We start from the raw sequence: 21,319 nt of genomic DNA, 5'->3' as shown, positions 1-21,319 counted from the left end.
ATAGGGCCGAGTTCTGTCGTTCTTGAAAATAAAGCATCTTGATATTGAAGATTCATGCTTTTTTGCGTACAGTCGTCCACGGATGCCGAGACGCTCGGCTGGAGCTGGGCCCATGGGGGGTTCGCCGCACAAGAACTTGGGGAAAAAGATGTCGCAGACTGAGAACCTGGCCGCACCGAAAGCCAGCTTCGACCGCCGTTCCGTTGTGAAGACCGCAGCCTGGAGCGTGCCTGTTATTGCGGCAGCCATTGCAGCGCCGGCCGCTGCGGCGTCCGCGGGGAATGCCACGGTGACCTTGGCTCCAGTTCCTGCGGCGGGGACGACGTCGTTTGTGCGTGTCGGCCAAGAGGGAAGCCCCGGTCAAACTAGGTATGGAGCAGCTTCTCCGAAATTGACAATCCAGAATGGGCAGGGGGCCATCGCCGGCGACATCACCGGTATTATCACCATCACTCCCAATGCACCAGTCGCAGAAAAAGCGCCGGGAGTAGGTTTTACCTCGCTCACGGCGACGTCGACAACTTCGTATTCCGGGACGTTCTCGGGAACGGCGGGTCGGACATATTCGGGCTCCTTCACTCGTAGTGGTGGCCTTCCGACCAACGGATCGCTCGTCCTTACCTTCAACACTTTTCGCTACAATTTCACCGGAAACGGGACTGCTGTCGGCGGCAAATACACCCTTGCCGTTGCAGTCACTTTCCCTGGTGGACGCACAGTGACAGAGACGTCAACTATCACCTTGGGCTAGCAGTTTGCCCTCGCCGCCGGATTTGACGTCCTCGGGCGCTTCAGCAGTGATCTAATGGCGAGAGACAGATACCTGAATGCTTTTGGGAAGTTACGCGGAAACCGCCGCGGCAACGTGGTTTTGGTGGCCGATGAAGCCGATCCCTAGACATGGATAGTGCTCGAATTGGGGAACATAGTTGAAGGCTCCACTGACTTGAATATCGATGTACTGGAAACAACCTTCAACGTTGAATGGGGTGGGGCCGTCAGCGACGCCCAGCGGCGGGAAATGAAAAAAGCATGGAGTCGTTGTCTTAGCGGTCTCAGGAGTCTCACCGCGTCGGGAGACGCACGCTGTGCTTCGGACCTGCATTTCACGGCAACTCTCCACTTTGATTCGAGGTGCGCAGACGCCGGTGTCCGGCACCTCGAGTCAGATACCTTTGAGGGCTTGGCTGAAGCGGTGACCTCGGAGGTAACGATCGCTGCGATCCTGGAGCGGGCCGGCGAGCTGACAATGCTCCACGCCTGCGGTGTCGCTGACGACCAAGGCAGGGTGGTTGCCCTGGTGGCCAAGTCCGGCACCGGAAAGACCACTGCGTCGTCGCAGCTCGCGAGGGCCTTCGGCTACATCACTGACGAAACTCTCGCTATTCGGCCTGATGGGACCGTGGTGCCCTACCCGAAGCCTTTGTCTGTTAAGCAGGCAACGCCGGGTGTCGCCAAGCTGCAGGTGGGCCCGGACGAGCTGGGCCTGAAGGTCGCTCCGGACAACCCCCGCATCGCGGCCATCGCGCTGCTGGACAGGGTTCGAGAAGGGGAGTACCAACGGCCGGTCATCGAAGGGGTGCCCCTGGTGGACGCAGTGCTGGCACTGATTCCGGATACGTCCTCCCAGGCAGCGGTGGTCCAGCCGCTGCAATCGCTCTGCCGGCTGATCGACAGCGTGGGCGGCGTGTACCGCGTGAGCTACTCCGAAGCCGCTGACCTCAAGGACGCGGTGGCGCCGCTGTTCGCGTCGGGCCCGGTCAAGCTGTCGGATGGCTTTGGGGAGTGGAAGCCCGCACTGGCGGACTTGGAGGCGGACTCCGCAGCAGGGCCAACCCCCGCAGGCTGGATTCAGCGCACCGAAGCCGTCGACGCCGTCGAGATCGGCGACGACCTTCTCGTCCTGACAGAGACCGAGCTGACCAGGCTCAGCGGCATCGGCCCCATCATCTGGCAGACGGCCCGGCACAGAGTCTCGATGCAGACCCTGGCGGAACGGATCGAGGCCGTGCACGGCCTGCCCGAGGGCTACGAGGCGCTGCTCGATGCGGCCGTAGACGGGCTGGTTGACCAGGGGCTACTCCTGCGCGGTTAACATGCACCACAACGCGGTCACCGTACCGTACAGTAAATTTTCGTGTGGGTCGCTGGGGCCGAACACGGGGGAGAGGACCTAAGCGTGACTGGTTTTGAAACTGCCGAAAGCAGCGGGCAAGCGCCGGCGGGGCTCGCGCTGGAGGACTACCTCCGCATCGCCCGGGCCCGCTGGAAAGGCATTCTGGCCTTCACCCTGGCCCTCACCGTCCTCGCCTTCTGCTGGACTCTCCTGCAGCCCAAGATCTACTCCGCACAGTCCACGGGCATCGTGGTGGCAGGCGGCTCCGATGATCTCAGCCTTTCCCTTATGAGCGAGAACCTTGCCCAGACCAAAGCCGCCAAGTATGAGTCGGTGGCCAAGTCCCGCCTCGTGGCCGAGCGTGTGGTCAACCAGCTGGGCCTCAGCACCTCACCGGACTCCCTGCTGGGCTCCGTGTCCGTGGCCGTGCCGAAGGAAAGCGCCCAGCTGGCCGTCACCGCAACGTCCACTGACCCCGCCATGGCCCAGCGCGTCGCGGATGCCTGGGTGAGCGGCCTGGCTGAACAGGTCAAGGAACTGGAAAGCATCCAGGCGGTGGAAGGCTCCGACGTCGTCCCCGTCCCGGTGATCCGCGTGGTGCCCCTGGGCGAAGCCACCCTGCCCACCACCCCCACCTCCCCGAACGTCAAGCTCACCCTCGCCATCGGCGCCCTGGCCGGCCTGGCCCTGGGCCTCGCCTACGCGCTGATCCGCCACCGTCTGGACCGCCGGCTCCGCAGCGCCACCGCCGTCGAGCGCCGCTTCGGGGTCCCCGTCCTGGGCACCCTCCCGGTGGACCACCGTCTGGACGGCAAAAGCACCGTGCTGGACGACGGGTACAGCCCGGTGGCCGGCGACGGCTCGCACGCCATCACCGAGGCGCTGCGGGAGCTCCGCACCAACCTCCAGTACGTGGACGTGGACAATCCTCCCCGGATCATCGTGGTGACCAGCTCGGTACCGGCCGAGGGCAAGTCCACCGTGACCGCCAACCTGGCCGTCACCATGGCCGCCGCCGGCGAGAACGTGGTGGTGGTGGACGGCGACCTGCGCCGCCCCACTCTGGTGGACGTCTTCAACCTCATCCCCGGCGTCGGCGTCACGGACGTCCTCAGCGGCCACGCGGAACTTGAGGACGTACTCCAGGAATGGAGTGCCATGCCCAACCTGCGGGTCCTCGGATCGGGCCGGATCCCGCCGAACCCCAGCGAGTTGCTGGGCTCGCACGCGATGAAGACCTTGCTCAGGACGCTCGCCCAGGACGCCATTGTGCTGGTGGACGCCCCGCCGCTGCTGCCCGTCACGGACGCCGCTGTGCTCACCCGCATCGCCGACGGCGCCATCGTGGTCATCCGGGCCGGGAAGACCACCGATGAGGAGCTGGGCAAGTCCCTCGGCAATCTGGGCCGGGTGAACGGCAACGTGCTGGGCACCATCCTCAACCGGGTGCCCACCACCGGCGCGGGCGCCTACCGCTACTACACCGAATACCAGTCGCGCGAGCAGGAGCCCCAGCTGGCCCGCTAGCAGCAACGGAAATTCCCCTCGGAACGCAGCTCCGAGGGGAATTTTCGTTTAAGCAGGAGTGTCAGCCCACGCCGCCAATGCGGTCCAGGGGCCAGAACCTGCCCGCCACCTGGCCTACCACTGCGGAGGCCGGGACCGTGCGGACGCAGTCGACGGGATCGGGCGACGGCGTCCGGCAGGCGATGGCGGAGTCCACCGAGCTGGCGCGGTGGTCGCCCAGGACCACCAGCTGGCCGTCGGGAACGGTGAACGGGGGAATGCACCGGAGCGACCGGGGGCTGCTCTGGCAGTCGAGGGTGCCCGCCTCAAACGGGAAATCCTCAAATATGTACGGTTCCTCCACCGGCTGGCCGTCGATGCGCAGTTTCCCGTCGTCCCCGCAGCAGCTGATGGTCTGACCGCCGGCGGCCACCACGCGCTTCACCAGAAACTGCTCGTTGGAGGGCCCGATCCCGGTCACGTCGCCGAAGGAGCGGATTAGCCCTGCGGCCCCGCCGCTGCGGGGTGCGGCCGTTTCGGATTGCCAGCTGTCCGGCCGGGTGAACACCACGATATCGCCGGCGCCCGGCGTTGAGCCCGTATAGGCGAGCCGGTTCACCAGGATCCGGTCGCCGCCGCCGGTCGAGCCCTGCAGCGTGGGCTCCATGGATCCGGACGGGACGCGGTAGGACTTCACCAGGAAACCCTGGACCAGGGCCACCGCCACCAGGGCGATGGTCATGTTCAGTGCCACGGAGGCCCAGAGGGGGAGCTTCTTGCCGGCACGGATCTTCACGGGTTCAAGCTACCACCGGCGGGCCGCCCCAGCCTTTCCCACACCGCCCCGGTGCTTGACGCATCTCCGCCCTTCCGCATATCCTGAACGAACGGTCGGTAATTATTTATCGGATATGCATAGGAGCAACCATGGCAGCGCAGACCCTGCAGTCAGTGCCCGGAGAGCCCACGTCGGCGCGGCACGAACAGAGCCTTGAAGATGTGGCCCGGCGCGACGCTGAAGGCCAGGCATACTTCGACAAAGTCATGGCGGAGGATTCGCGGATCGAACCCCGCGACTGGATGCCCCCGGCATACCGCAAGACCCTGCTGCGCCAGATCTCGCAGCACGCGCACTCGGAGATCATCGGCATGCAGCCGGAAGCCAACTGGATCTCCCGCGCCCCCAGCCTTAAGCGCAAGGCCATCCTGATGGCCAAGGTCCAGGACGAGGCCGGCCACGGCCTGTACCTGTACTCCGCCGCCGAGACCCTCGGCCAGCCGCGCGATCAGATGATGCAGGACCTGATGGACGGCAAGGCCAAGTACTCCTCCATCTTTAACTATCCCGCCCGCACCTGGGCGGACATGGGTGCCATCGGCTGGATGGTGGACGGCGCCGCCATCGCCAACCAGGTGCCGCTCTGCCGTGCCTCCTTCGGCCCGTACGGCCGCGCCATGGTCCGCGTCTGCAAGGAAGAATCCTTCCACCAGCGCCAGGGCTTTGAGATCCTGCTGGAACTCTCCCACGGCACGCCGGAGCAGAAGCAGATGGCCCAGGACGCGGTGAACCGCTGGTACGCCCCGGCCCTGATGATGTTCGGCCCGCCGGATGACGATTCGCCCAACTCCAAGCAGTCCATGGCCTGGAACATCAAGCGCTTCAGCAACGACGAGCTCCGCAACCGCTTTGTCGGCATGATGATGGAGCAGGTCAAGGTCCTGGACCTCACCCTCCCGGACAAGGACATCCGTTTCAACGAAGAAACCAAAAAGTGGGAGCACGGCCCGCTGGACTGGGACGAGTTCCACGAGGTCCTCGCCGGCCGCGGCCCCTGCAACGCCCAGCGCCTGGAACGGCGCCGCGAAGCCCACCACAACGGCGCCTGGGTGCGCGAAGCCGCCGCCGCGTACGCGGCAAAGCAGGCCCAGAAGCAAGCAGAGAAGGAATCCGCAGCATGACATCCCCAGAACCCCACGCAGGCAACGTCTGGCCCATCTGGGAAGTTTTTGTCCGCTCCAGCCGCGGCCTGTCCCACGTCCACGCCGGCTCCCTGCACGCCCCGGACGCCGCCATGGCCCTGCGCAATGCCCGCGACCTGTACACCCGCCGCAACGAGGGCGTGTCCATCTGGGTGGTCCCGGCCGACGCCATCGCCTCCAGCGACCCGGACGCCAAGGGCGCCTTCTTCGAGTCGCCGCAGGGCAAGGACTACCGGCACGCGACGTACTACACCAAGAGCGAGGGCGTGAAGCACCTGTGAGCACCTCCGAAACAACCACGGAAACCGGCCACGGCGACCTCAACGTCGGCGTTAAAGCAGCCGGCGGCAGCGGCGAGGCGACGGCCAGCGCCACCCGCATCACCCCCGGCAACGCCCTCCGCCCGGAGGACATCGCCCTCGCTGTGAGCAGCGGCACCGCGAAGCCCAGCGAGGATGTGGCCGAGTTCGCGCTGCGCCTGGGCGATGACGCCCTGATCCTCGCGCAGCGCCTGGGCCACTGGATCTCCCGCGCCCCGGAGCTCGAGGAGGACATCGCCCTCGGCAACATCGCGCTGGACCAGCTGGGCCACGCCCGGTCCTTCCTCAGCTACGCCGGGGGACTGGACGGCCGCTCCGAGGACGAGCTGGCCTACTTCCGCCGCGAGCACGAGTTCCGCTCGGCCTCGATCTTCGAACAGCCCAACGGCGACTTCGCCGTCACCATCGCCCGCCAGTTCGTGGTGAGCTACTACCAGTTCGAGCTCTACAGCAAACTGACCCAGTCCACCGACGCCACCCTGGCCGGCATCGCCGCCAAGGCCGTCAAAGAAGTTGACTACCACCGTGACCACAGCGCCCAATGGGTGCTGCGGCTTGCCGGGGGCACAGACGAGTCCCGCGAGAAGATGATCCACGGCTTCAAGGTCATCTGGCCCTACGTGGACGAACTGTTCCGCGACGACGAGCTCACCGCCCGCCTCAGCGCGAGCGGAGCCGCCGTCGAGCCGTCCAGCCTGCGCGCCGAGTTTGACCGGCTCACCGGCGAGGTCCTCGCCGAGGCCGAACTGGAGGTGCCCAAGGTCCAGCCCGCCCCCGGCGGCGGACGCAAAGGCCTGCACTCCGAGCACCTGGGCTACATCCTCGCCGAAATGCAGGTGCTCGCCCGCGAGTACCCAGGAGCCAGCTGGTAACCACCATGGACATGTACGTCAGCCACCCCACCGCCGCGGAGGCCCGCCCCGCGGAGCAGAAGACTCCCGAGCAGAGGGCCTGGGACCTCGCCGCTACCGTCTGCGACCCGGAAATCCCGGTCCTCACCATCGAGGACCTGGGGATCCTGCGCGACGTCCAGGTGACGAAGGAACCCAACGCGGCCGACGGCGGTATGGTCCCCACGGTCCATATCACCATCACGCCGACGTACTCCGGCTGCCCGGCAATGGACGCCATCCGCGATGACCTCAAGGCCGCGTTCAACCGCGAAGGCTACCCCAGCGTCAGCGTGGACATGGTCCTCTCCCCGGCTTGGACCACGGACTGGATGAGCGAGGCCGGCAAGGCCAAGCTGCAGGAGTACGGGATCGCACCGCCCTCAGGCCACTCGGCAGCCGTGCGGCACGCCGGGCCGGTCCGGCTGTCCCTCGCCGTGAAATGCCCGCAGTGTTCCTCGCTGCACACCAAGGAACTCACCCGCTTCGGTTCCACCTCCTGCAAGGCCCTCTACGTGTGCCAGGACTGCAAGGAACCGTTCGACTACTTCAAAGTTTTGTAAGGAAAAAGCCATGACTGTTGTCCGCCAGACCGCCGCCGAGCAGGCGGCAGCCACCGGCCGCCGTCGTGCGTCCTTCCACCCGCTGACGGTCGACGAGGTCCGCCGGCTCACGGACGACGCGATCGAGGTGACGTTCGGCGTCCCCGCCGAGCTTGCCGGCCAGTTCGACTATCTCCCCGGCCAGTATGTGGCTCTACGGACCATGCTGCCGGACGAATCCGGCGAGCCGAAGGAGATCCGGCGCAGCTACTCCATCTGCGCGGAGCCGCGGAGCTTCGCGGACGGCAGCAGCGAGATCCGAGTCGCCATCAAGAAGGACCTGGGCGGCCTGTTCTCCAACTGGGCCAACTCCGAGCTCAAGGCCGGTGACGTGCTGGACGTGATGAGCCCCATGGGCGCGTTTGTCTCCAAGCACGGCCGGGACGGCAAAGAGCAGAACCTCATGAACTCCATGAACCACCCGGAGGAAATGGCCAGCGAACTGGCGGGGGAGCCCGGCTCCTTCGTGGCGATCGCCGCCGGGTCCGGCATCACCCCGGTGATCGCCATTGCCCGCACGCTGCTCGCCGCGCACCCGGAGACCCGCTTCGACCTGGTGTACGCCAACAAGGCCGCCATGGACGTGATGTTCCTCGAGGAACTGGCCGACCTGAAAGACAAGTACCCGTCCCGGCTGGCCCTGCACCACGTCCTCTCCCGTGAACAGCGGATCGCGCCGCTGCTGAGCGGCCGGATCGACGCCGAGAAGCTGCAGTCGCTGCTGGGCACCGCCATCCACGCCGACGATGTGGACGAATGGTTCCTCTGCGGCCCGTTCGAGCTGGTCCAGCTGTGCCGGGACACTCTGGCCGAGCGCGGCGTGAACCCGGACCACGTCCGGTTCGAACTGTTCACCACAGGCAAGCCGGACCGCCCCGAGGGCAACGCCGGCCGCCCTGTGGTGGTGGACGAGTCCCAGGCCACCTACAAGATCACCTTCAAGCTGGACGGCCTCCAGGGCGAGGTGGCCAGCCCCACCCACGCCCGCGAATCGATCCTGAACGCGGCCCTGCGGGTCCGCCCTGATGTGCCGTTCGCGTGCGCCGGCGGCGTGTGCGGCACCTGCCGTGCCAAGGTGGTCACCGGGTCCGTCACCATGGACGAGAACTACGCGCTGGAGCAGGACGAGCTGGACAAGGGCTACGTGCTCACCTGCCAGTCCCACCCCACCACGCCGGAAGTCACGGTCGACTTCGACGTCTAAGCAGCCCCTCCGCCCGTACCCCCTCCACCAAGGAGCCCCATGATTTCCCTCTCCATCGCGGACGGCATCGCCGAGATCGTCCTGGACGCCCCGTACAAGCTCAACTCGCTGGATGAGCAGGCCCTCCGGGACCTGTCGAAGGCGTACGACGACGCCGCTGCCGCCGCCTCGCGCGGAGAGGTGCGGGCACTGCTGCTCAGGGGAGAGGGACGGGCTTTCTGCGCGGGCCGGGACATCGCCGGCGTAACGCCGGAGACGGACGATGTGCAGGGCTACCTGGGCGGGCTCTTGCAGCCGCTGCTGAAGAAGATGAGTGAATTCCCGGCCCCCACGTTCGCGGCCGCCCAGGGCGCCTGTCTGGGCGTGGGGCTGGGCCTGCTGCTGGCCACGGACGTGGTGTACGTGGCGGACAACGCCAAGTTCGGCTCGCCGTTCGCGAACCTGGGTGCCACGCTGGATTCCGGCGGCCACTGGTACTTCACCGAGCGCCTCGGCATGCACCGGACGCTGGACCTGGTCTACACCGCCGAGCTGATGAGCGGCGCTGAGGCCGTGGCCCAGGGGATGTTCAGCCGCGCCATGCCCGCGGCCGAGCTGCTGGAGACCACCCGCGCCATCGTGGCGAAAGCCGCCACCGGCGCCACCAGCGCGTTCACCGCCAGCAAGGAGCTGGTGGCGCACATCCGGGACCAGCGGCTGGGCCTCTGGGAGTCCATGGCAGAGGAGAATGCCGAACAGGCGCGGCTCTGCAAAACCGAGGACTACGCCGAGGGGTTCCGGGCCTTCCAGGAAAAGCGAAAGCCAGTTTTCAATGGTTAGCCGCTAGAATCCCCTCATGACTTTGGGGAAATCAATTAAAAAGGCCGTCATTCCTGCTGCCGGATTGGGAACACGATTCCTTCCGGCCACCAAGGCAATGCCGAAGGAAATGCTGCCGGTGGTGGACCAGCCGGCCATCCAGTACGTGGTGGAGGAAGCCGTTAAGGCGGGCCTGACCGACCTCCTGATGATTACGGGCCGCCAGAAGCGCGCCCTGGAGGACCACTTTGACCGCGCGCCGAACCTGGAGCGCACCCTGGAGGACAAGGGGGACCTGGACCGGCTGGAAGCCGTCCAGCACGCCTCCAGCCTGGGACCCCTGCATTACGTCCGCCAGGGCGACCCCAAGGGCCTGGGCCACGCTGTGCTGTGCGCCCGCCAGCACGTGGGCGACGAACCGTTCGCCGTGCTGCTGGGGGATGACCTGATCGACGAGCGGGACGAGCTTCTCAGCACCATGATCGAGGTGCAGGCCCGGACCGGGGGCTCCGTCATCGCACTGATCGAGGTGGACCCGGCGGAGATCAGCGCCTACGGCTGTGCGGACATTTCCGCGGTCGACGGCGAAGGCCACGTGCGGGTCAACCGGCTGGTGGAGAAGCCGGCCGTGGCGGATGCGCCCTCCAATCTGGCCGTGATCGGACGGTATGTGCTCCACCCGGCGGTGTTCGACGTGCTGGAGGAGACGGCGCCCGGCCGCGGCGGGGAAATCCAGCTCACGGATGCCCTGCAGACCCTGGCTACCTCGGACTGCGAGGGCGGCGGTGTGTACGGTGTGGTGTTCAAGGGCCGGCGCTACGACACCGGCGACAAGCTGAGCTACCTGAAAGCCGTCATTTCCATCGCCTCGGAGCGGGTGGAGTTCGGCGAAGAGCTCAAGACCTGGATGAAGGAATTCGTCAGCTAGGTTGCCGTAGCTCCTGGCGGCGGAGAAGGTGCGCCGCCAGGAGGAACCCCGCGACGCACCCGGCGGTGTTCGTGGCAAGGTCCAGCGCGCTGGGGTAGCGGCTGTGGAGGAAGAGCAGCTGCCCCAGCTCCATGCAGCCGGAGACCAGCAGCCCGAGGGCGCCGATCCGCCACCAGGGCCGCCCAGGAAAGGCCAGCGCCGCGGCCAGGCCCAGGGGCACAAAGAGCAGCACATTGGCGGAGGCCTCGACTGTCCCGTAGCCGATCCAGTCCGGGGCGCCGAGCACGTGAATGAGGAACAGGAAGGCCGACAGCTGGCCCTGCACCGGCCGGTCCACTGGGTTGGGCCAGAAGCCAACCAGCGCCAGGATGGCTAAAAAACTTACGAGCAGCGCGCGCCAGTGCCGCGGTGTACCGGGGACCCTCACAGGGCCCTCAGGAGGTCCTCAGGATGGCCAGGGCGGAGACTCCGAACGCGGCCGCCGCCAGCAGTGCCAGGGAAAGGTAGGGGAAGGCCTGCCGCGGAGGCTGCGGCAGCGAAATATCCAGCTGCCAGCGTCTTGTGCGCCAATGTCTCCCCAAACCCTGATTTTCCGCCACAGCACATAGTAACCGCAGTCTTTCAACTCCGGGTGCGCTGTGGTCCCGTATGACAAACAAAAGGGTGAGGGTCTCCGGTTTCCCGGAGACCCTCACCCACTTTGGTGCTTTGGCGGCTAGCGCTTAGGCTGCGGCTTCAGCCTTGGCGCGGCGGCGGACCACCACGACGGAGGTTACACCGGCGGCCAGTGCGCCTGCGCCCACCAGGGACCAGATCATCAGGTTGGAATCAGCACCGGTGTCTGCCAGGCCGTTAGCAGAGGCGTTGGCGTTGGAGGCTCCGTTGATGGCTGCGCCCTGCACCGTGACGCTGGCGCTGGCCGTTACGCCGGACTCCATACCGGTGGCCGTCAGGGTGTAAACGCCGGTGTCGTTGATGCTGACCGGGAAGGAGAACTCGCCGTTGGCGTTTGCACTGGAGGAGAACTCCTGCGGTGCCAGCGGCAGGGTGATCTTGCCGGTGACGCTCATGCCGCGGCCGTTGACGCTGGCGCCGGTCGAGGCCGGGCGGCCGCCCGGCGTTACTTTGATGACCAGGCCTTCGCCGGCCTTGAAGCCCTTGCCCCGGAAGACGAACTGCTCGCCCGGGCCAACCGTGCCGTCAGAAACGGCGGCGTTGGCCGGCGGGGCCGGGTAAGTGGTGTTGACTGCCATGGCCGGAACTGCGCCAATGAGTGCCATGGAGCCGGCGAGGGTGATCGCGGCAAGTGTTTTCTTCAATGTGTCCCCCTGAGACTGTGTATACGAGTGTCACGCGTGGTGGAGATTTCCGAGTTCCTCGAGTGGCAGCAGGTTGAAATCTCATTTAGTAAGCCCACGCTGACGATAGCACTGTTATCGCGTGTGGCCAAAGTGAATCCAGTTGCTTTACATACCCGTTACCTGGCGTTAACTTTCACGGATTGCAGACTGCATTTTCGGTGGGCAGGATGACGTCCCTGAGCGGCTGAACGGTGGGTGTGACAACCACATTCGGTTCCGTATGCTGGACGATTTTTCCGAAGGTCATTTCTACCGTGCTGCTCTGCCCGGGCGCAAGGGTAACGGTGACCATTCCCACGGGCCTGTTGGAGTGGTGATGGGCAGCGAAGTCGGTTTTAGCACCGTCCACCATGGCAGTTTCTACGTTGGCCTGCACGGGGCCGTAGGTGATCACGTTGGTCCGGACAGTTCCAGCTGGCACGCCATAGATACCGCCGCCAGTGACGTACGCGGGCAGGGACGTGGCTGCGTCAGCGGGCGCATTGCTAGTGCTCGTAATTCGGACTGTGACCTGCTCGTAGCCGTCTACGGCACATTTCTTGACAAGCTGGACAGCACGTTTGACGTGGAAATCCATTTTTGCCCCAGTGCCGTCGTTGAAATACACGCCGAACTCTGCAGGCGCCACGCTCGGGCCGGCGATTGACCCGCTGAGCGGGTACTTGTTGATGACTGATTGTTCCGCCTGGGTGGCTGACCAGAGCATAATTCGGTTCTCTGCCGCTCCCCGGGAAATACCTTTGATGAGTCCCTTAGCATCGATGTGAGTGCCATCCGATAGGGCCCCGAAAATTTCCTTGGCTACCGCAGCAAAGTAGGCGTCTTGGTGTTCGGGTAGCTCAATTTCTGAATAGACATCGGATAAGAGCGTAGACGCCACGTTTTTTGCATTCAACTCAGTCGGCAGGTCGCCGCTGGTCACTCCGAGTAGCCTGGAATCGCTCAACTTCACGGGACCAGTCGCATCCAAGACGTAGCCCAGGGCGATCGGGTCCATAGAGACCACCCCATCCACCCGCTGATTGGTTTTTCTCTCCCACATGGTTTGTGCAGTTGCAGCAGCGGTGGGAAAGTCTGGGGTCAGATTGACATCCTGCATAAATTTGCCAAGTCGAGTCGAGTAAATTTGTTGCTGTTCCGGGTCGACCTGAATCACGGGTGACATTGCGCCCACTGCGCTTCCACTACTCTGTGCGCCAAGCGTTAACTTGCCATCGTCGAGCGCGAGCACCGCGAGAGCCCCAGGAATGCCTCCGGAGGCCCGGGCCTCTGCATTATTTTGGATAATAAGAAGGTAATTCCGCTCGCCATCTACGCCCAGCATGCTTGGAGCCAATTCAGCTGCATTCGCGGCCGCGTCGAGGGTACCGGTCACTTCCCGGAGTTGCTCTCTAGCCCGTTGAAGTGGTTCGGCCACTTGAGGCCACAAGTTGCCTGTGTCGATGCTGTACAGCCGTTCGGCAGACGCCCGTACGGCGTGAGCAGCGGCCGAGACGCTGGGGGATGCTTTTTGGATCGGATCCAAGTTCGTCCCCGCACTGCTCGGCAAGAGGCTGCCCCAATCGAGCGAACCGTAGACGTTCACCAAGGGGTCGACACCGAAGGTGACAACATCGTCCGCTGAGCGCGCAACTTCCGAGATAGCTTTGAAATTGTCGCCGATCCAAGGGATGGAGGCAGCAAGGGTCCAGAGGGGATCCGCCGCTGCGTCCCGGGCAGCGGCGGTGTGGGCGCCAAGCTTCACCGAAGTATCTTTGGCCTCTACCGGCTCATTCCCAGTTAAATTTTCTCTGAGAGCGGGAATGAGAAGCGCGGTCGCTTCAAGCTCGTTGTTGATTATGGTGGCTCGGGTACCAATCCAAGCCACCGCGGCAATTGCAAGTACCGCCGTGACGCCTAACCCCGCGAAAGCAACGACGTAGCGGTGCCGCCAGCCCGTGCCGTCGGTCTTCGCACTGAAGCGCTTGCGTTGTCCAGTGTTTTTATCCCCTGGCGAGGGTTCGTAATGAGTTTCAGTCATCGGCTATGGACGCCCCAGCCCGCGATAGCTCCATCCCGCAGCGCGCCACTTTGCGGCGTCCAAAACGTTGCGACCATCGAGTATGCGGGGCACGCCTACCAACTCAGCCAAGGCGTAGGGTTCCAGGTCGCGGTATTGCTGCCACTCGGTAAGCAGCAGCAGAGCATCGGCTCGCTGGACAGCCTTGTCGGTGTCAAGTTCGTAGTGCAGTTCGGGGAATCTACCGGCGGCATTTGCCAGCGCCTTTGGATCCGTTACCGTTACGACGGCGCCTTGGAGCTGGAGCTGGGCGGCGATGCTGAGCGCTGGCGAGTCCCGAACGTCGTCGCTCTCGGGCTTGAACGCGGCCCCAAGGACGGTTATTCGCTTTCCTAGCAGGGTGCCGTCGCAAAGTTCGCGGGTCAGTTCGACCACCCGCGTGCGGCGCCTCATGTTGATGGCGTCCACTTCACGGAGGAATGTCAGGGCCTGGTCCGCACCTAGCTCACCGGCCCTTGCCATAAACGCTCGAATGTCCTTCGGGAGGCATCCTCCCCCGAATCCGACGCCGGCGTTGAGAAATTTCCGGCCAATTCTATCGTCGAGTCCGATCGCGTCGGCCAGCTGAGTCACGTCGGCCCCTGAGGCTTCACAGACCTCAGCCATGGCGTTGACGAAGGAGATCTTGGTGGCGAGGAACGAGTTTGCCGCTGCCTTGACCAGTTCGGCAGTGGCGAGGTCTGTTACCAGTCGGGGAGTTCCAGCATCTAAAGGTGAGGCGTAGACCGCGTCCAGTGTGGTCACGGCGGGATGGTCCTCGGAACCGCCCTCGACGCCGTACACAAGGCGGTCGGGCCGAAGCGTGTCGGAGACAGCATGCCCCTCGCGAAGGAATTCGGGGTTCCACATCATCTGGGTTAGGGGCTCTACTTGGCGGACCCATTCTGCAAGTCTGGCCGCCGTGCCCACGGGCACGGTCGACTTTCCGACAACGATGTTTCCGGGTCGGAGGTGGGGGAGGAGCGTGGACGTGGCGGCGTCAACATAGCTCAAGTCGGCGCCATTCTCGCCTTTCTTCTGTGGAGTTCCCACACAGATGAAGTGAACGTCACACCCGGCAGCGGCTGCCATATCGGTAGTGAAGAACAAACGCCCGGTCGCCTGGACTTCCTCGAGAAGGTCATCAAGTCCTGGTTCGTAGAACGGCGACTTGGCCTCCGAGAGCGCGGCAATCTTGCGCTCATCGACGTCGATCCCTACCACGTCGTGTCCTAGCTTTGCCATACATGCTGCATGAACCGCGCCGAGGTAGCCGCAGCCAATGACTGAAATTTTCATAGGTTCATCCTTGCCTATTAAGGGCGTCGGTCTTGGGAAAAATGATTAGTAGGCGCCAGAGCTGCGGAAAACGGCGCGAAAAGTTCTCAGCAAAATGATGAGATCCCCCGCCAGCGACCAGTTTTCGACGTAGTAGAGGTCCAGTCTTACTGAGTCCTGCCACGACAAATTTGAGCGTCCGCTAACCTGCCATAGGCCAGTGAGGCCTGGCTTTACTAGCAACCGGCGTCGCACGTCGTGCTCATAAGCGGCGACTTCCGACGGCAGCGGCGGCCGCGGGCCGACTAGGCTCATGGACCCCCGGAAAACATTGAATAGTTGAGGGAGTTCATCCAAGCTGAACTTTCGGATGAGACGTCCGGTGCGAGTGACCCGCGGGTCATATTTCATTTTGAAAAGAGGCCCGCTTCCTTCATTGAGTCGCGTCAGATCGCTCAGGCGCTGTTCAGCGTCCACCACCATCGAACGGAATTTCAACATACGGAAGTGTTCGCCCTTGATGCCAACGCGTTCTTGTCTGAAGAGGACTGGACCTTGGCTCTCGACCTTGACCAGTATCGCTACCACTGCCATTACCGGGAAAGAAGCGATGATCAAAAGAGACGATGCTAAGACGTCAAATAGCCGTTTAGCGACTGCTTGGCCACCTTCTAATGCAGGAGTAGTGACATGGATGAGCGGAAGACCTGCTACTTGCTGAGTGTGGATTCTGGGCCCAGCAATGTCGGTGAGTGCAGGTGCCATGATCAGGCCTATGTTTTTGGCAGCCAGTTCCCATCCAAGGTGCCGCAGAGTCTGTGGATGGAGTTGGACTCCAGCTGAAATGGCCACCGCGTCGGCTTGGCACAGGTCTATCGCCGCCATGATCGCAGCAGTTTCGGGCTTGCATCCGAGTAGCGGGAGGCCCAACTCACCCTCTGCATCTATGGATTCGTGCGCCCCAGGAGAATACGCGGCCACGGGCAAGTAGCCTGCGTGTTTCGCCCTCTGGAGGGAAGAAGAAAGATGCGCTATGGCACTTGGCCCGCCCACAAGCATGAGTCGCGAGGCACTCCGTCCGCTATTGCGGTCCACATTCAGGTGTTGCCTGAGAAGCCAACGGCCAAGAAGTAGTCCTGCGAGCCCTACAGGAAGGGCCACACCCACGTAGCCACGGGCTGTGTCCACGCGGAACACGTAGGACACAGTGGCGATTAACCCGAAAAGCCAAAGAGAGGCTGCAGCCACTCTTTTATACTCGTCGGCCCCCGCTCCCAGAATCCTGGGCTCCCTGCTGCTCCAAGCCCCCAGCATCACCCACCATGCAAGGCCCAAGGCCACGGAGAGGATAGCGTACGGGAGATCCTGATCAGTGAGCAGCACATCAGATTCCATGCCGAATCGGATCATAAAAGCTCCGATCACTGCCCAAATAACAACGAACGCATCAATGTAGCGAATTCGTCGTGCGTAGCGGCGATGCCATGGGACTTCCCCCGGCCGAGGCTGAGTCCCGGGTGGCGTCTCCGTTTGGGTGATGTCAGTACTAGTCATGATTCGCTTGGCCGTTTCGGTCTCTGGTCCCTGTTGAAGCTGTCCCGGACTCCTCCGAAAGTGCAGAGGTAGGGGGATGGGACTTCGACCGGCGGTCCAGATTCAGTACAGATCTCACTTCATGTGAGATTCGGTTTATGCGATACCGTCCTGCAGATTCGCGCCCGGCTTCGCCCAGATGCCGACGTAGCCCCTCGTCCTTCAGCACGCGATCCAATGCGTTAGCCAGTTCGAAGGCGTTTGTCGGATCTGCAAGTATTCCAGTGTCTTCGTGCCGAATAATTTCGAGGGGACCACCTGAGTTGGCGGCAATAACGGCTCTGCCTGACGCAAGGCCCTGCGCGACGACTTGGCCGAATGGTTCGGGAAGAGTGCTGGCGTGGACGAGCACATGGCACCGGGCGAGGATCTGTTCCACACCGTTGACGTGGCCAAGCATGCGGACTTTGGATCCGAGATCGTGCTTCTCAATGAAGCACTTCAGTTTATCTTCATACTCAGATTCACCGAATAAAGCGCCGCCAACGATTTCTGCTTCCCAATTGGTGTTTCCGATTTCATCTCGGAGCACTAGCAATGACCGAAGAAACTCGAGTTGGCCCTTCCACGGGCTCAGGCGACCCAACATGACAATTCGCAGGGTCGCATCTTGCTCAAGAATAGGTATTTTGTAGAAGCTGTCCGCGACTGCGGACGGGATAACGCTAGTCCGCGCGGGTGGGAGCGGGGATGTTGTAGCGGTGCTGCTGGAGTTAGCGATCACGTGGGAGGCCTTGGCACGGATAAGCGCTCGACTAACAAATGCGGACCATCGCCCGAGATATTCAGGTGTCAGTTGATCGCGCTGATGGAAAACCAGGCGCCTTCCCCCCAGCCCCAAGGTTGTGAGTACGAGAGTGCTGCGCAGCGTGTTTGAGTAGATTGTTGGGCTGCTGATTTGAGCCAGCACCCTCGAGTAATCACGGCGCATCTGGATGAGCGTCGTGAATCGAAGAACAATGGCTCGTAATGCGTTGGCCGTACCTAGGCTGTCGGACTCGGTTGATGAAGTACCAGTCCTCGTCGAAGACCAAGTCACTCCAGGCAAACGTCCTATCGCATCTGTGAGGCCCCCCGCTCTGTCGGTATGCACGTGCACATGCTCGGCAATGTTCGCACGCAAGAGATCAACCAGCGCGATTTCGCCACCGGACATAATTGACGTGTGGTTGAAAATGAGAACATCGACCGACTTGGTTTCCATGCCTGTCTTTCGTTCTGTACCGCCTATAGCGCTTCTATTAGTTCTCATGGAACTCATCCGGAATCCAGTCGAGAGTCCGTTGTCTGAATGAAGGGCGGTCAAACTCGAAGGCGCGCTCCGTGCATGCCGACGAATCGATGCTCAGCGCGAGGTCAATTGCTGATTTCAGCGCCTCATCCGAATCAAAATCGGCAAGCGCCCCGGTGACGCCGTGGACGATGCTCTCAGCTGCACCACCAATTGTCGTCGCCACTACTGGCGTGCCGGCTGCCATGGCCTCTACCGGCATAATGCCGAAGTCTTCAATGGCCGGGAAGATAAACGCCAGTGCGCGTTGATAGAGGGCGTAAAGCATCGCGTCCGAGACTCGGCCCAAGAAGATAACTGGAACCTTTGCGTTCGATCCCAGCGTCTTCAGCCGAGCCAACTCGGGTCCCGACCCGGCGATGACAACCGGAAGATCTGCAACTTCGCCCGCTTTGATTACAGCGTCCAAGCGTTTGTAGGGAACCAGCCGAGACGCGCCGAGTAGGAATGATTGTGGCATCTGCGTAAGAGTGGCGAACTCCTCATCCGTCAATTCGTCCGCCCACCTTTTGACACTCGCGATTCGCGATACGTCAACTGGAGGATAGATGACGGCCGCATCTCGATCCCAGGACGCTCGAACGCGCTCCCGCACGAACTCACTATTGGCAGCAATCGCGGTGGGGAATCGCGAGAGCCTGCGGTCCAGAAGTCTGAAGGCCGGAGCAACGCTTCTCACACCGATATTTGCACCTCGGTGATCGAGGTCGGGTGCCCAGATGTACCTAGCAGGTGTGTGTGCATAGACGAATGTCGGGACGTTGCGCATCTTGCGGCCGGAAGCTACGTGGTGGGCGAACAGGTGAGAACTTACCAAGGACCAGTCGTAGTCCGGAAGCGGGGCGTTGCGCCAAAGCGCGGGTAGAAAGGGAACAGTAAGCGACTTGCGACCCCGCAGAGGAGTTTTGGCCAGCCATGATTCTCGAACTCTTCCCGGGTGGTACCGATCATAATGATCGTTCCATAAACAAAATATGTCAGAAGAAGAGAAAATCTTTGAGAACTCATCCAGAACCTTCTCGGCTCCGCCTGTTTCCTCTATCCATTCATGAACCAGCAACCCTCGAAAATCGAGTCCCCCAGTGCGAGTCAACGCCAACCATCCCCTGTCATTACCTGATTCAAAAACTAAACTGACCCGTGCTCGTATTTAAACTGACGGCGGTCCGAAGAAGCTTTGCGCGTCTCTAAAACGCACATCGGGCACGTTCGATCCTCTTAACATCAACGCCGTGACGAATGGCGCAGGGCCGAGCCCCGATCACGAGCTTAGGCATCTCGTCAGTCAAGATCGGACTTGTGACCAAACGAAATCATAGTGGATCGGCTGCGACCCGATGTCCTCGACTCCAACTGGGTTGAGGCGGTCAGTTTCGTACTCCACCAGCATTCGCCCTGGTTCGAAGTGATACACGTCTGTCGTCCGCATCCTTTGCAATGTCTAGCCGCTCTTCACACTGAGATATTCCTCACGTTCTCGACTTGGGCGGAGTTCATGGACGTCCTCCCCGGAGAACTGGGTATGTAGCTGAGGCTGACCCTGCCTGTACCGTGGCAGCTTTTCATTTTTCAGGAGATGGACTAAGTCGACTGAACTCGGAGCGCTATACGGCTCGACGACGCCACCGGGTGGCCCACATCGCATAAAATGTCGTATCGATCGCTGGGCCGGACCATGGCGGGCCCTAGACCGACGGCAGAATCAACCGAAGCCATCTTGTCGCGGGCACCAGCAGCCCGCCGCGTATTGCAAGCGCAGGTCTCGCGGGACGCTCAGTGCGGGAGGCCATACGGCTCCCCGGTATAGTGACCGATGAATATAGGGCCGTAATGCTGGTGGCGCCGTTGGAGGCGCCCCCCGTAATGACACTGGGGGACTCGGGTTGAACCTGCAAGAGTATCTGCGCATATTGCGCCGCAACTGGATTTGGATTGTGGCCTTCTCGCTGCTCGGTCTGCTCCTAAGCGGAGTCGCCACCATTGTTGTCAAGCCAAATTACACGGCGACCACAAGGCTATTCGTGGCGATCCAGAATTCCGGTTCTGTACAGGAGCTCCAGCAAGGAAACACCTTCAGCCAAGCACGGGTGCAGTCCTATGTGAAGATCGCGACCACTCCCGCCGTTCTCCAGCCGGCAATCAATCGTCTAGGAATCGAGACGACTGCCGAAAACCTGGCGGAAAGTGTCAAGGCGTCGACAGATTTGGACACAGTACTGATCAACATCTCTGTCACAGACCATTCCTCCGTCCAAGCGGCTGCCATCGCGCAAGCTGTAGCGGACAGTCTCATAAGTTCTGTGGACGAGTTGGAGAAACCGAAGTCCGGAGGTGTCTCCCCGGTCACCCTTTCAGTAGTGGCGCCCGCGAAAGCGCCAGCCGAGCCGTCTTCGCCTAACGCAAAGCTCAATCTCCTGCTGGGCTCCCTGACTGGCCTGGCACTCGGAACGGTGCTGGCCCTACTCAGGACCAGCCTCGATATTCGGATTCGGAGTGAAGCAGACATCCGCCGAATCACTGAGTCCCCCGTTCTAGGCGGAATCGCTGCTGATCCGACTGCGGCGGAGACGCCACTCCTGACGGAGGCCGCTCAGAGAAGTCCACGGGCCGAGTCGTTTCGACAGCTTCGAACCAATATGCAATTCGCAACCGTCTCGCGCCAGGTAAAGACCATTCTCGTCACGTCCTCCCTGCCGGGAGAGGGGAAAAGCTCAACAGCCACGAATTTGGCTATTGCAATGGCGAGATCCGGACAAGCGGTTTGCCTAGTCGACGCGGATCTTCGACGTCCGATGATTTCAGAGTACTTAGGGCTCGAACGGAATGCCGGTCTTACGACCGCCTTACTCGGAGCCGCAGACGTCAATGACCTCCTGCAGCCCTGGGGCGGTGACAATTTGTTCGTCTTGACTTCAGGGCAAATTCCCCCGAACCCGAGCGAACTCCTAGGGTCCCGCTCTATGCGTGCACTCATCGAACGCCTCGAAACGACATTTGACGTGGTCATTATCGACACGCCTCCCTTGCTTCCAGTCACCGATGCTGCCGTGCTGTCGCAGCACGTAGGCGGAGTGGTCGTCGTTGTCGGAACGCAGCAGGTCACTAACAAAGATCTTGAAAAATCGCTAAATTCACTGGAATTGGTCTCAGCGAACCTGCTCGGCATCGTCATGAACAGAACGCCGACGAGAGGACCAGACGCCTACGGGTACGGTTCATACGGATATGAATCCTTTGAAAATGAGCCGTCCACTCCGAGTTTCTCGCTCAAGGAAAGAGCCGAAACTATGGAATTCCCGAGTCCTCACAACGATGATGACGAATTTCAGCGGTTGCTCCATGCTCAGGAGAGTAAATCAACCGCGAGCCGATTCCCACAGCGTCTGGCCAGGCGTAGGGAGGACTAGGAATAGT

Annotated in this window: 19 protein-coding genes; 11 read left to right on the top strand and 8 right to left on the bottom strand. The window is 62.3% G+C overall.

Annotated features, from left to right (window positions below; genetic code table 11):
• Window positions 1-148 precede the first annotated feature (148 nt).
• From ACTWQD_RS06900 to ACTWQD_RS06890, 3 genes are all read left to right on the top strand, one after another.
• Window positions 149-751 carry a hypothetical protein gene (locus tag ACTWQD_RS06900; protein ID WP_443195399.1) on the top strand — a complete coding sequence of 201 codons (603 nt, stop codon included), beginning with the start codon at window positions 149-151 and terminating at the stop codon, window positions 749-751.
• Window positions 752-1,183: 432 nt separating this feature from the next.
• On the top strand, window positions 1,184-2,095 hold the full coding sequence (locus tag ACTWQD_RS06895; RefSeq protein WP_443195398.1) for a hypothetical protein: 912 nt from the start codon (window positions 1,184-1,186) through the stop codon (window positions 2,093-2,095).
• Window positions 2,096-2,179: 84 nt separating this feature from the next.
• The gene (locus ACTWQD_RS06890; protein ID WP_443195397.1) at window positions 2,180-3,643 is read left to right on the top strand and encodes a polysaccharide biosynthesis tyrosine autokinase; all 1,464 of its coding nucleotides are present in this window, start codon (window positions 2,180-2,182) and stop codon (window positions 3,641-3,643) included.
• A 61-nt stretch (window positions 3,644-3,704) separates the two neighbouring features.
• Here ACTWQD_RS06890 and lepB read toward each other — a convergent pair whose 3' ends face one another.
• Window positions 3,705-4,418 (bottom strand): signal peptidase I, encoded by a 714-nt coding sequence (lepB, locus tag ACTWQD_RS06885; RefSeq protein ID WP_443195396.1) that lies wholly within the window; start codon window positions 4,416-4,418, stop codon window positions 3,705-3,707.
• 131 nt (window positions 4,419-4,549) lie between these two features.
• Between lepB and paaA the strand changes: the two genes are divergently transcribed.
• From paaA to galU, 7 genes are read left to right on the top strand one after another with little or no spacing between them, the layout of a single operon-like run.
• On the top strand, window positions 4,550-5,581 hold the full coding sequence (gene paaA, locus ACTWQD_RS06880; RefSeq protein WP_443195395.1) for a 1,2-phenylacetyl-CoA epoxidase subunit PaaA: 1,032 nt from the start codon (window positions 4,550-4,552) through the stop codon (window positions 5,579-5,581).
• The gene (gene paaB / locus ACTWQD_RS06875) at window positions 5,578-5,883 is read left to right on the top strand and encodes a 1,2-phenylacetyl-CoA epoxidase subunit PaaB (protein ID WP_443195394.1); all 306 of its coding nucleotides are present in this window, start codon (window positions 5,578-5,580) and stop codon (window positions 5,881-5,883) included. The genes paaA and paaB overlap by 4 nt, the downstream gene beginning before the upstream one ends.
• Entirely contained in the window at window positions 5,880-6,794 is a 915-nt protein-coding gene (paaC, locus tag ACTWQD_RS06870; protein WP_443195393.1) for a 1,2-phenylacetyl-CoA epoxidase subunit PaaC, read from the top strand. Before paaB ends, paaC begins: the two co-directional genes overlap by 4 nt.
• Window positions 6,795-6,805: 11 nt before the next feature.
• The gene (paaD, locus tag ACTWQD_RS06865; RefSeq protein ID WP_443195538.1) at window positions 6,806-7,375 is read left to right on the top strand and encodes a 1,2-phenylacetyl-CoA epoxidase subunit PaaD; all 570 of its coding nucleotides are present in this window, start codon (window positions 6,806-6,808) and stop codon (window positions 7,373-7,375) included.
• A gap of 10 nt (window positions 7,376-7,385) precedes the next feature.
• Window positions 7,386-8,618, top strand: coding sequence for a 1,2-phenylacetyl-CoA epoxidase subunit PaaE (paaE, locus tag ACTWQD_RS06860; RefSeq protein ID WP_443195392.1), 1,233 nt, complete (start codon window positions 7,386-7,388; stop codon window positions 8,616-8,618).
• Between the two features lie 39 nt (window positions 8,619-8,657).
• Entirely contained in the window at window positions 8,658-9,437 is a 780-nt protein-coding gene (locus tag ACTWQD_RS06855) for an enoyl-CoA hydratase/isomerase family protein (RefSeq protein ID WP_443195391.1), read from the top strand.
• Window positions 9,438-9,453: 16 nt separating this feature from the next.
• Entirely contained in the window at window positions 9,454-10,344 is an 891-nt protein-coding gene (galU, locus tag ACTWQD_RS06850) for a UTP--glucose-1-phosphate uridylyltransferase GalU (RefSeq protein ID WP_443195390.1), read from the top strand.
• Here galU and ACTWQD_RS06845 read toward each other — a convergent pair.
• The 7 genes from ACTWQD_RS06845 to ACTWQD_RS06815 all read right to left on the bottom strand — a co-directional run bounded on the left by ACTWQD_RS06845 (window position 10,337) and on the right by ACTWQD_RS06815 (window position 18,965).
• A complete protein-coding gene (locus ACTWQD_RS06845) occupies window positions 10,337-10,771 on the bottom strand; it encodes a VanZ family protein (RefSeq protein ID WP_443195389.1) in 435 nt (144 codons plus the stop codon). The two genes, galU and ACTWQD_RS06845, sit on opposite strands and share 8 nt — an antisense overlap.
• Before the next feature lie 295 nt (window positions 10,772-11,066).
• A complete protein-coding gene (locus ACTWQD_RS06840) occupies window positions 11,067-11,663 on the bottom strand; it encodes an LPXTG cell wall anchor domain-containing protein (RefSeq protein WP_443195388.1) in 597 nt (198 codons plus the stop codon).
• A gap of 175 nt (window positions 11,664-11,838) precedes the next feature.
• Window positions 11,839-13,725, bottom strand: a complete 1,887-nt coding sequence (locus ACTWQD_RS06835) for a DUF4012 domain-containing protein (protein ID WP_443195387.1) — start codon at window positions 13,723-13,725, stop codon at window positions 11,839-11,841.
• A gap of 3 nt (window positions 13,726-13,728) precedes the next feature.
• Window positions 13,729-15,042 (bottom strand): UDP-glucose dehydrogenase family protein, encoded by a 1,314-nt coding sequence (locus tag ACTWQD_RS06830; RefSeq protein ID WP_443195386.1) that lies wholly within the window; start codon window positions 15,040-15,042, stop codon window positions 13,729-13,731.
• A 45-nt stretch (window positions 15,043-15,087) separates the two neighbouring features.
• A complete protein-coding gene (locus ACTWQD_RS06825) occupies window positions 15,088-16,473 on the bottom strand; it encodes a sugar transferase (protein WP_443195537.1) in 1,386 nt (461 codons plus the stop codon).
• A gap of 94 nt (window positions 16,474-16,567) precedes the next feature.
• Entirely contained in the window at window positions 16,568-17,818 is a 1,251-nt protein-coding gene (locus ACTWQD_RS06820; RefSeq protein WP_443195385.1) for a glycosyltransferase family 4 protein, read from the bottom strand.
• 37 nt (window positions 17,819-17,855) lie between these two features.
• Window positions 17,856-18,965, bottom strand: coding sequence for a glycosyltransferase (locus ACTWQD_RS06815; protein WP_443195384.1), 1,110 nt, complete (start codon window positions 18,963-18,965; stop codon window positions 17,856-17,858).
• Window positions 18,966-19,788: 823 nt separating this feature from the next.
• On the opposite strand from ACTWQD_RS06815, the gene ACTWQD_RS06810 reads away from it, so the two are divergent.
• Window positions 19,789-21,312 (top strand): polysaccharide biosynthesis tyrosine autokinase, encoded by a 1,524-nt coding sequence (locus ACTWQD_RS06810; protein WP_443195383.1) that lies wholly within the window; start codon window positions 19,789-19,791, stop codon window positions 21,310-21,312.
• The last annotated feature ends 7 nt before the right edge of the window (window positions 21,313-21,319 follow it).

It is taken from the genome of Pseudarthrobacter sp. 1C304 (genome assembly GCF_052245515.1).
In the GTDB taxonomy this organism is placed as follows: domain Bacteria; phylum Actinomycetota; class Actinomycetes; order Actinomycetales; family Micrococcaceae; genus Arthrobacter.
This window is presented reverse-complemented; position numbering and strand designations above follow the sequence as displayed.

Bases quoted from the DNA above. Each gene is read 5' to 3' on its own strand.
- paaE (WP_443195392.1), top strand. From the start codon at position 7,386: ATGACTGTTGTCCGCCAGACCGCCGCCGAGCAGGCGGCAGCCACCGGC.
- paaD (WP_443195538.1), top strand. From the start codon at position 6,806: ATGTACGTCAGCCACCCCACCGCCGCGGAGGCCCGCCCCGCGGAGCAG.
- ACTWQD_RS06820 (WP_443195385.1), bottom strand. From the start codon at position 17,818: ATGGAAACCAAGTCGGTCGATGTTCTCATTTTCAACCACACGTCAATT.
- ACTWQD_RS06835 (WP_443195387.1), bottom strand. From the start codon at position 13,725: ATGACTGAAACTCATTACGAACCCTCGCCAGGGGATAAAAACACTGGA.
- ACTWQD_RS06900 (WP_443195399.1), top strand. From the start codon at position 149: ATGTCGCAGACTGAGAACCTGGCCGCACCGAAAGCCAGCTTCGACCGC.
- galU (WP_443195390.1), top strand. From the start codon at position 9,454: ATGACTTTGGGGAAATCAATTAAAAAGGCCGTCATTCCTGCTGCCGGA.
- paaB (WP_443195394.1), top strand. From the start codon at position 5,578: ATGACATCCCCAGAACCCCACGCAGGCAACGTCTGGCCCATCTGGGAA.
- ACTWQD_RS06830 (WP_443195386.1), bottom strand. From the start codon at position 15,042: ATGAAAATTTCAGTCATTGGCTGCGGCTACCTCGGCGCGGTTCATGCA.
- ACTWQD_RS06855 (WP_443195391.1), top strand. From the start codon at position 8,658: ATGATTTCCCTCTCCATCGCGGACGGCATCGCCGAGATCGTCCTGGAC.
- paaA (WP_443195395.1), top strand. From the start codon at position 4,550: ATGGCAGCGCAGACCCTGCAGTCAGTGCCCGGAGAGCCCACGTCGGCG.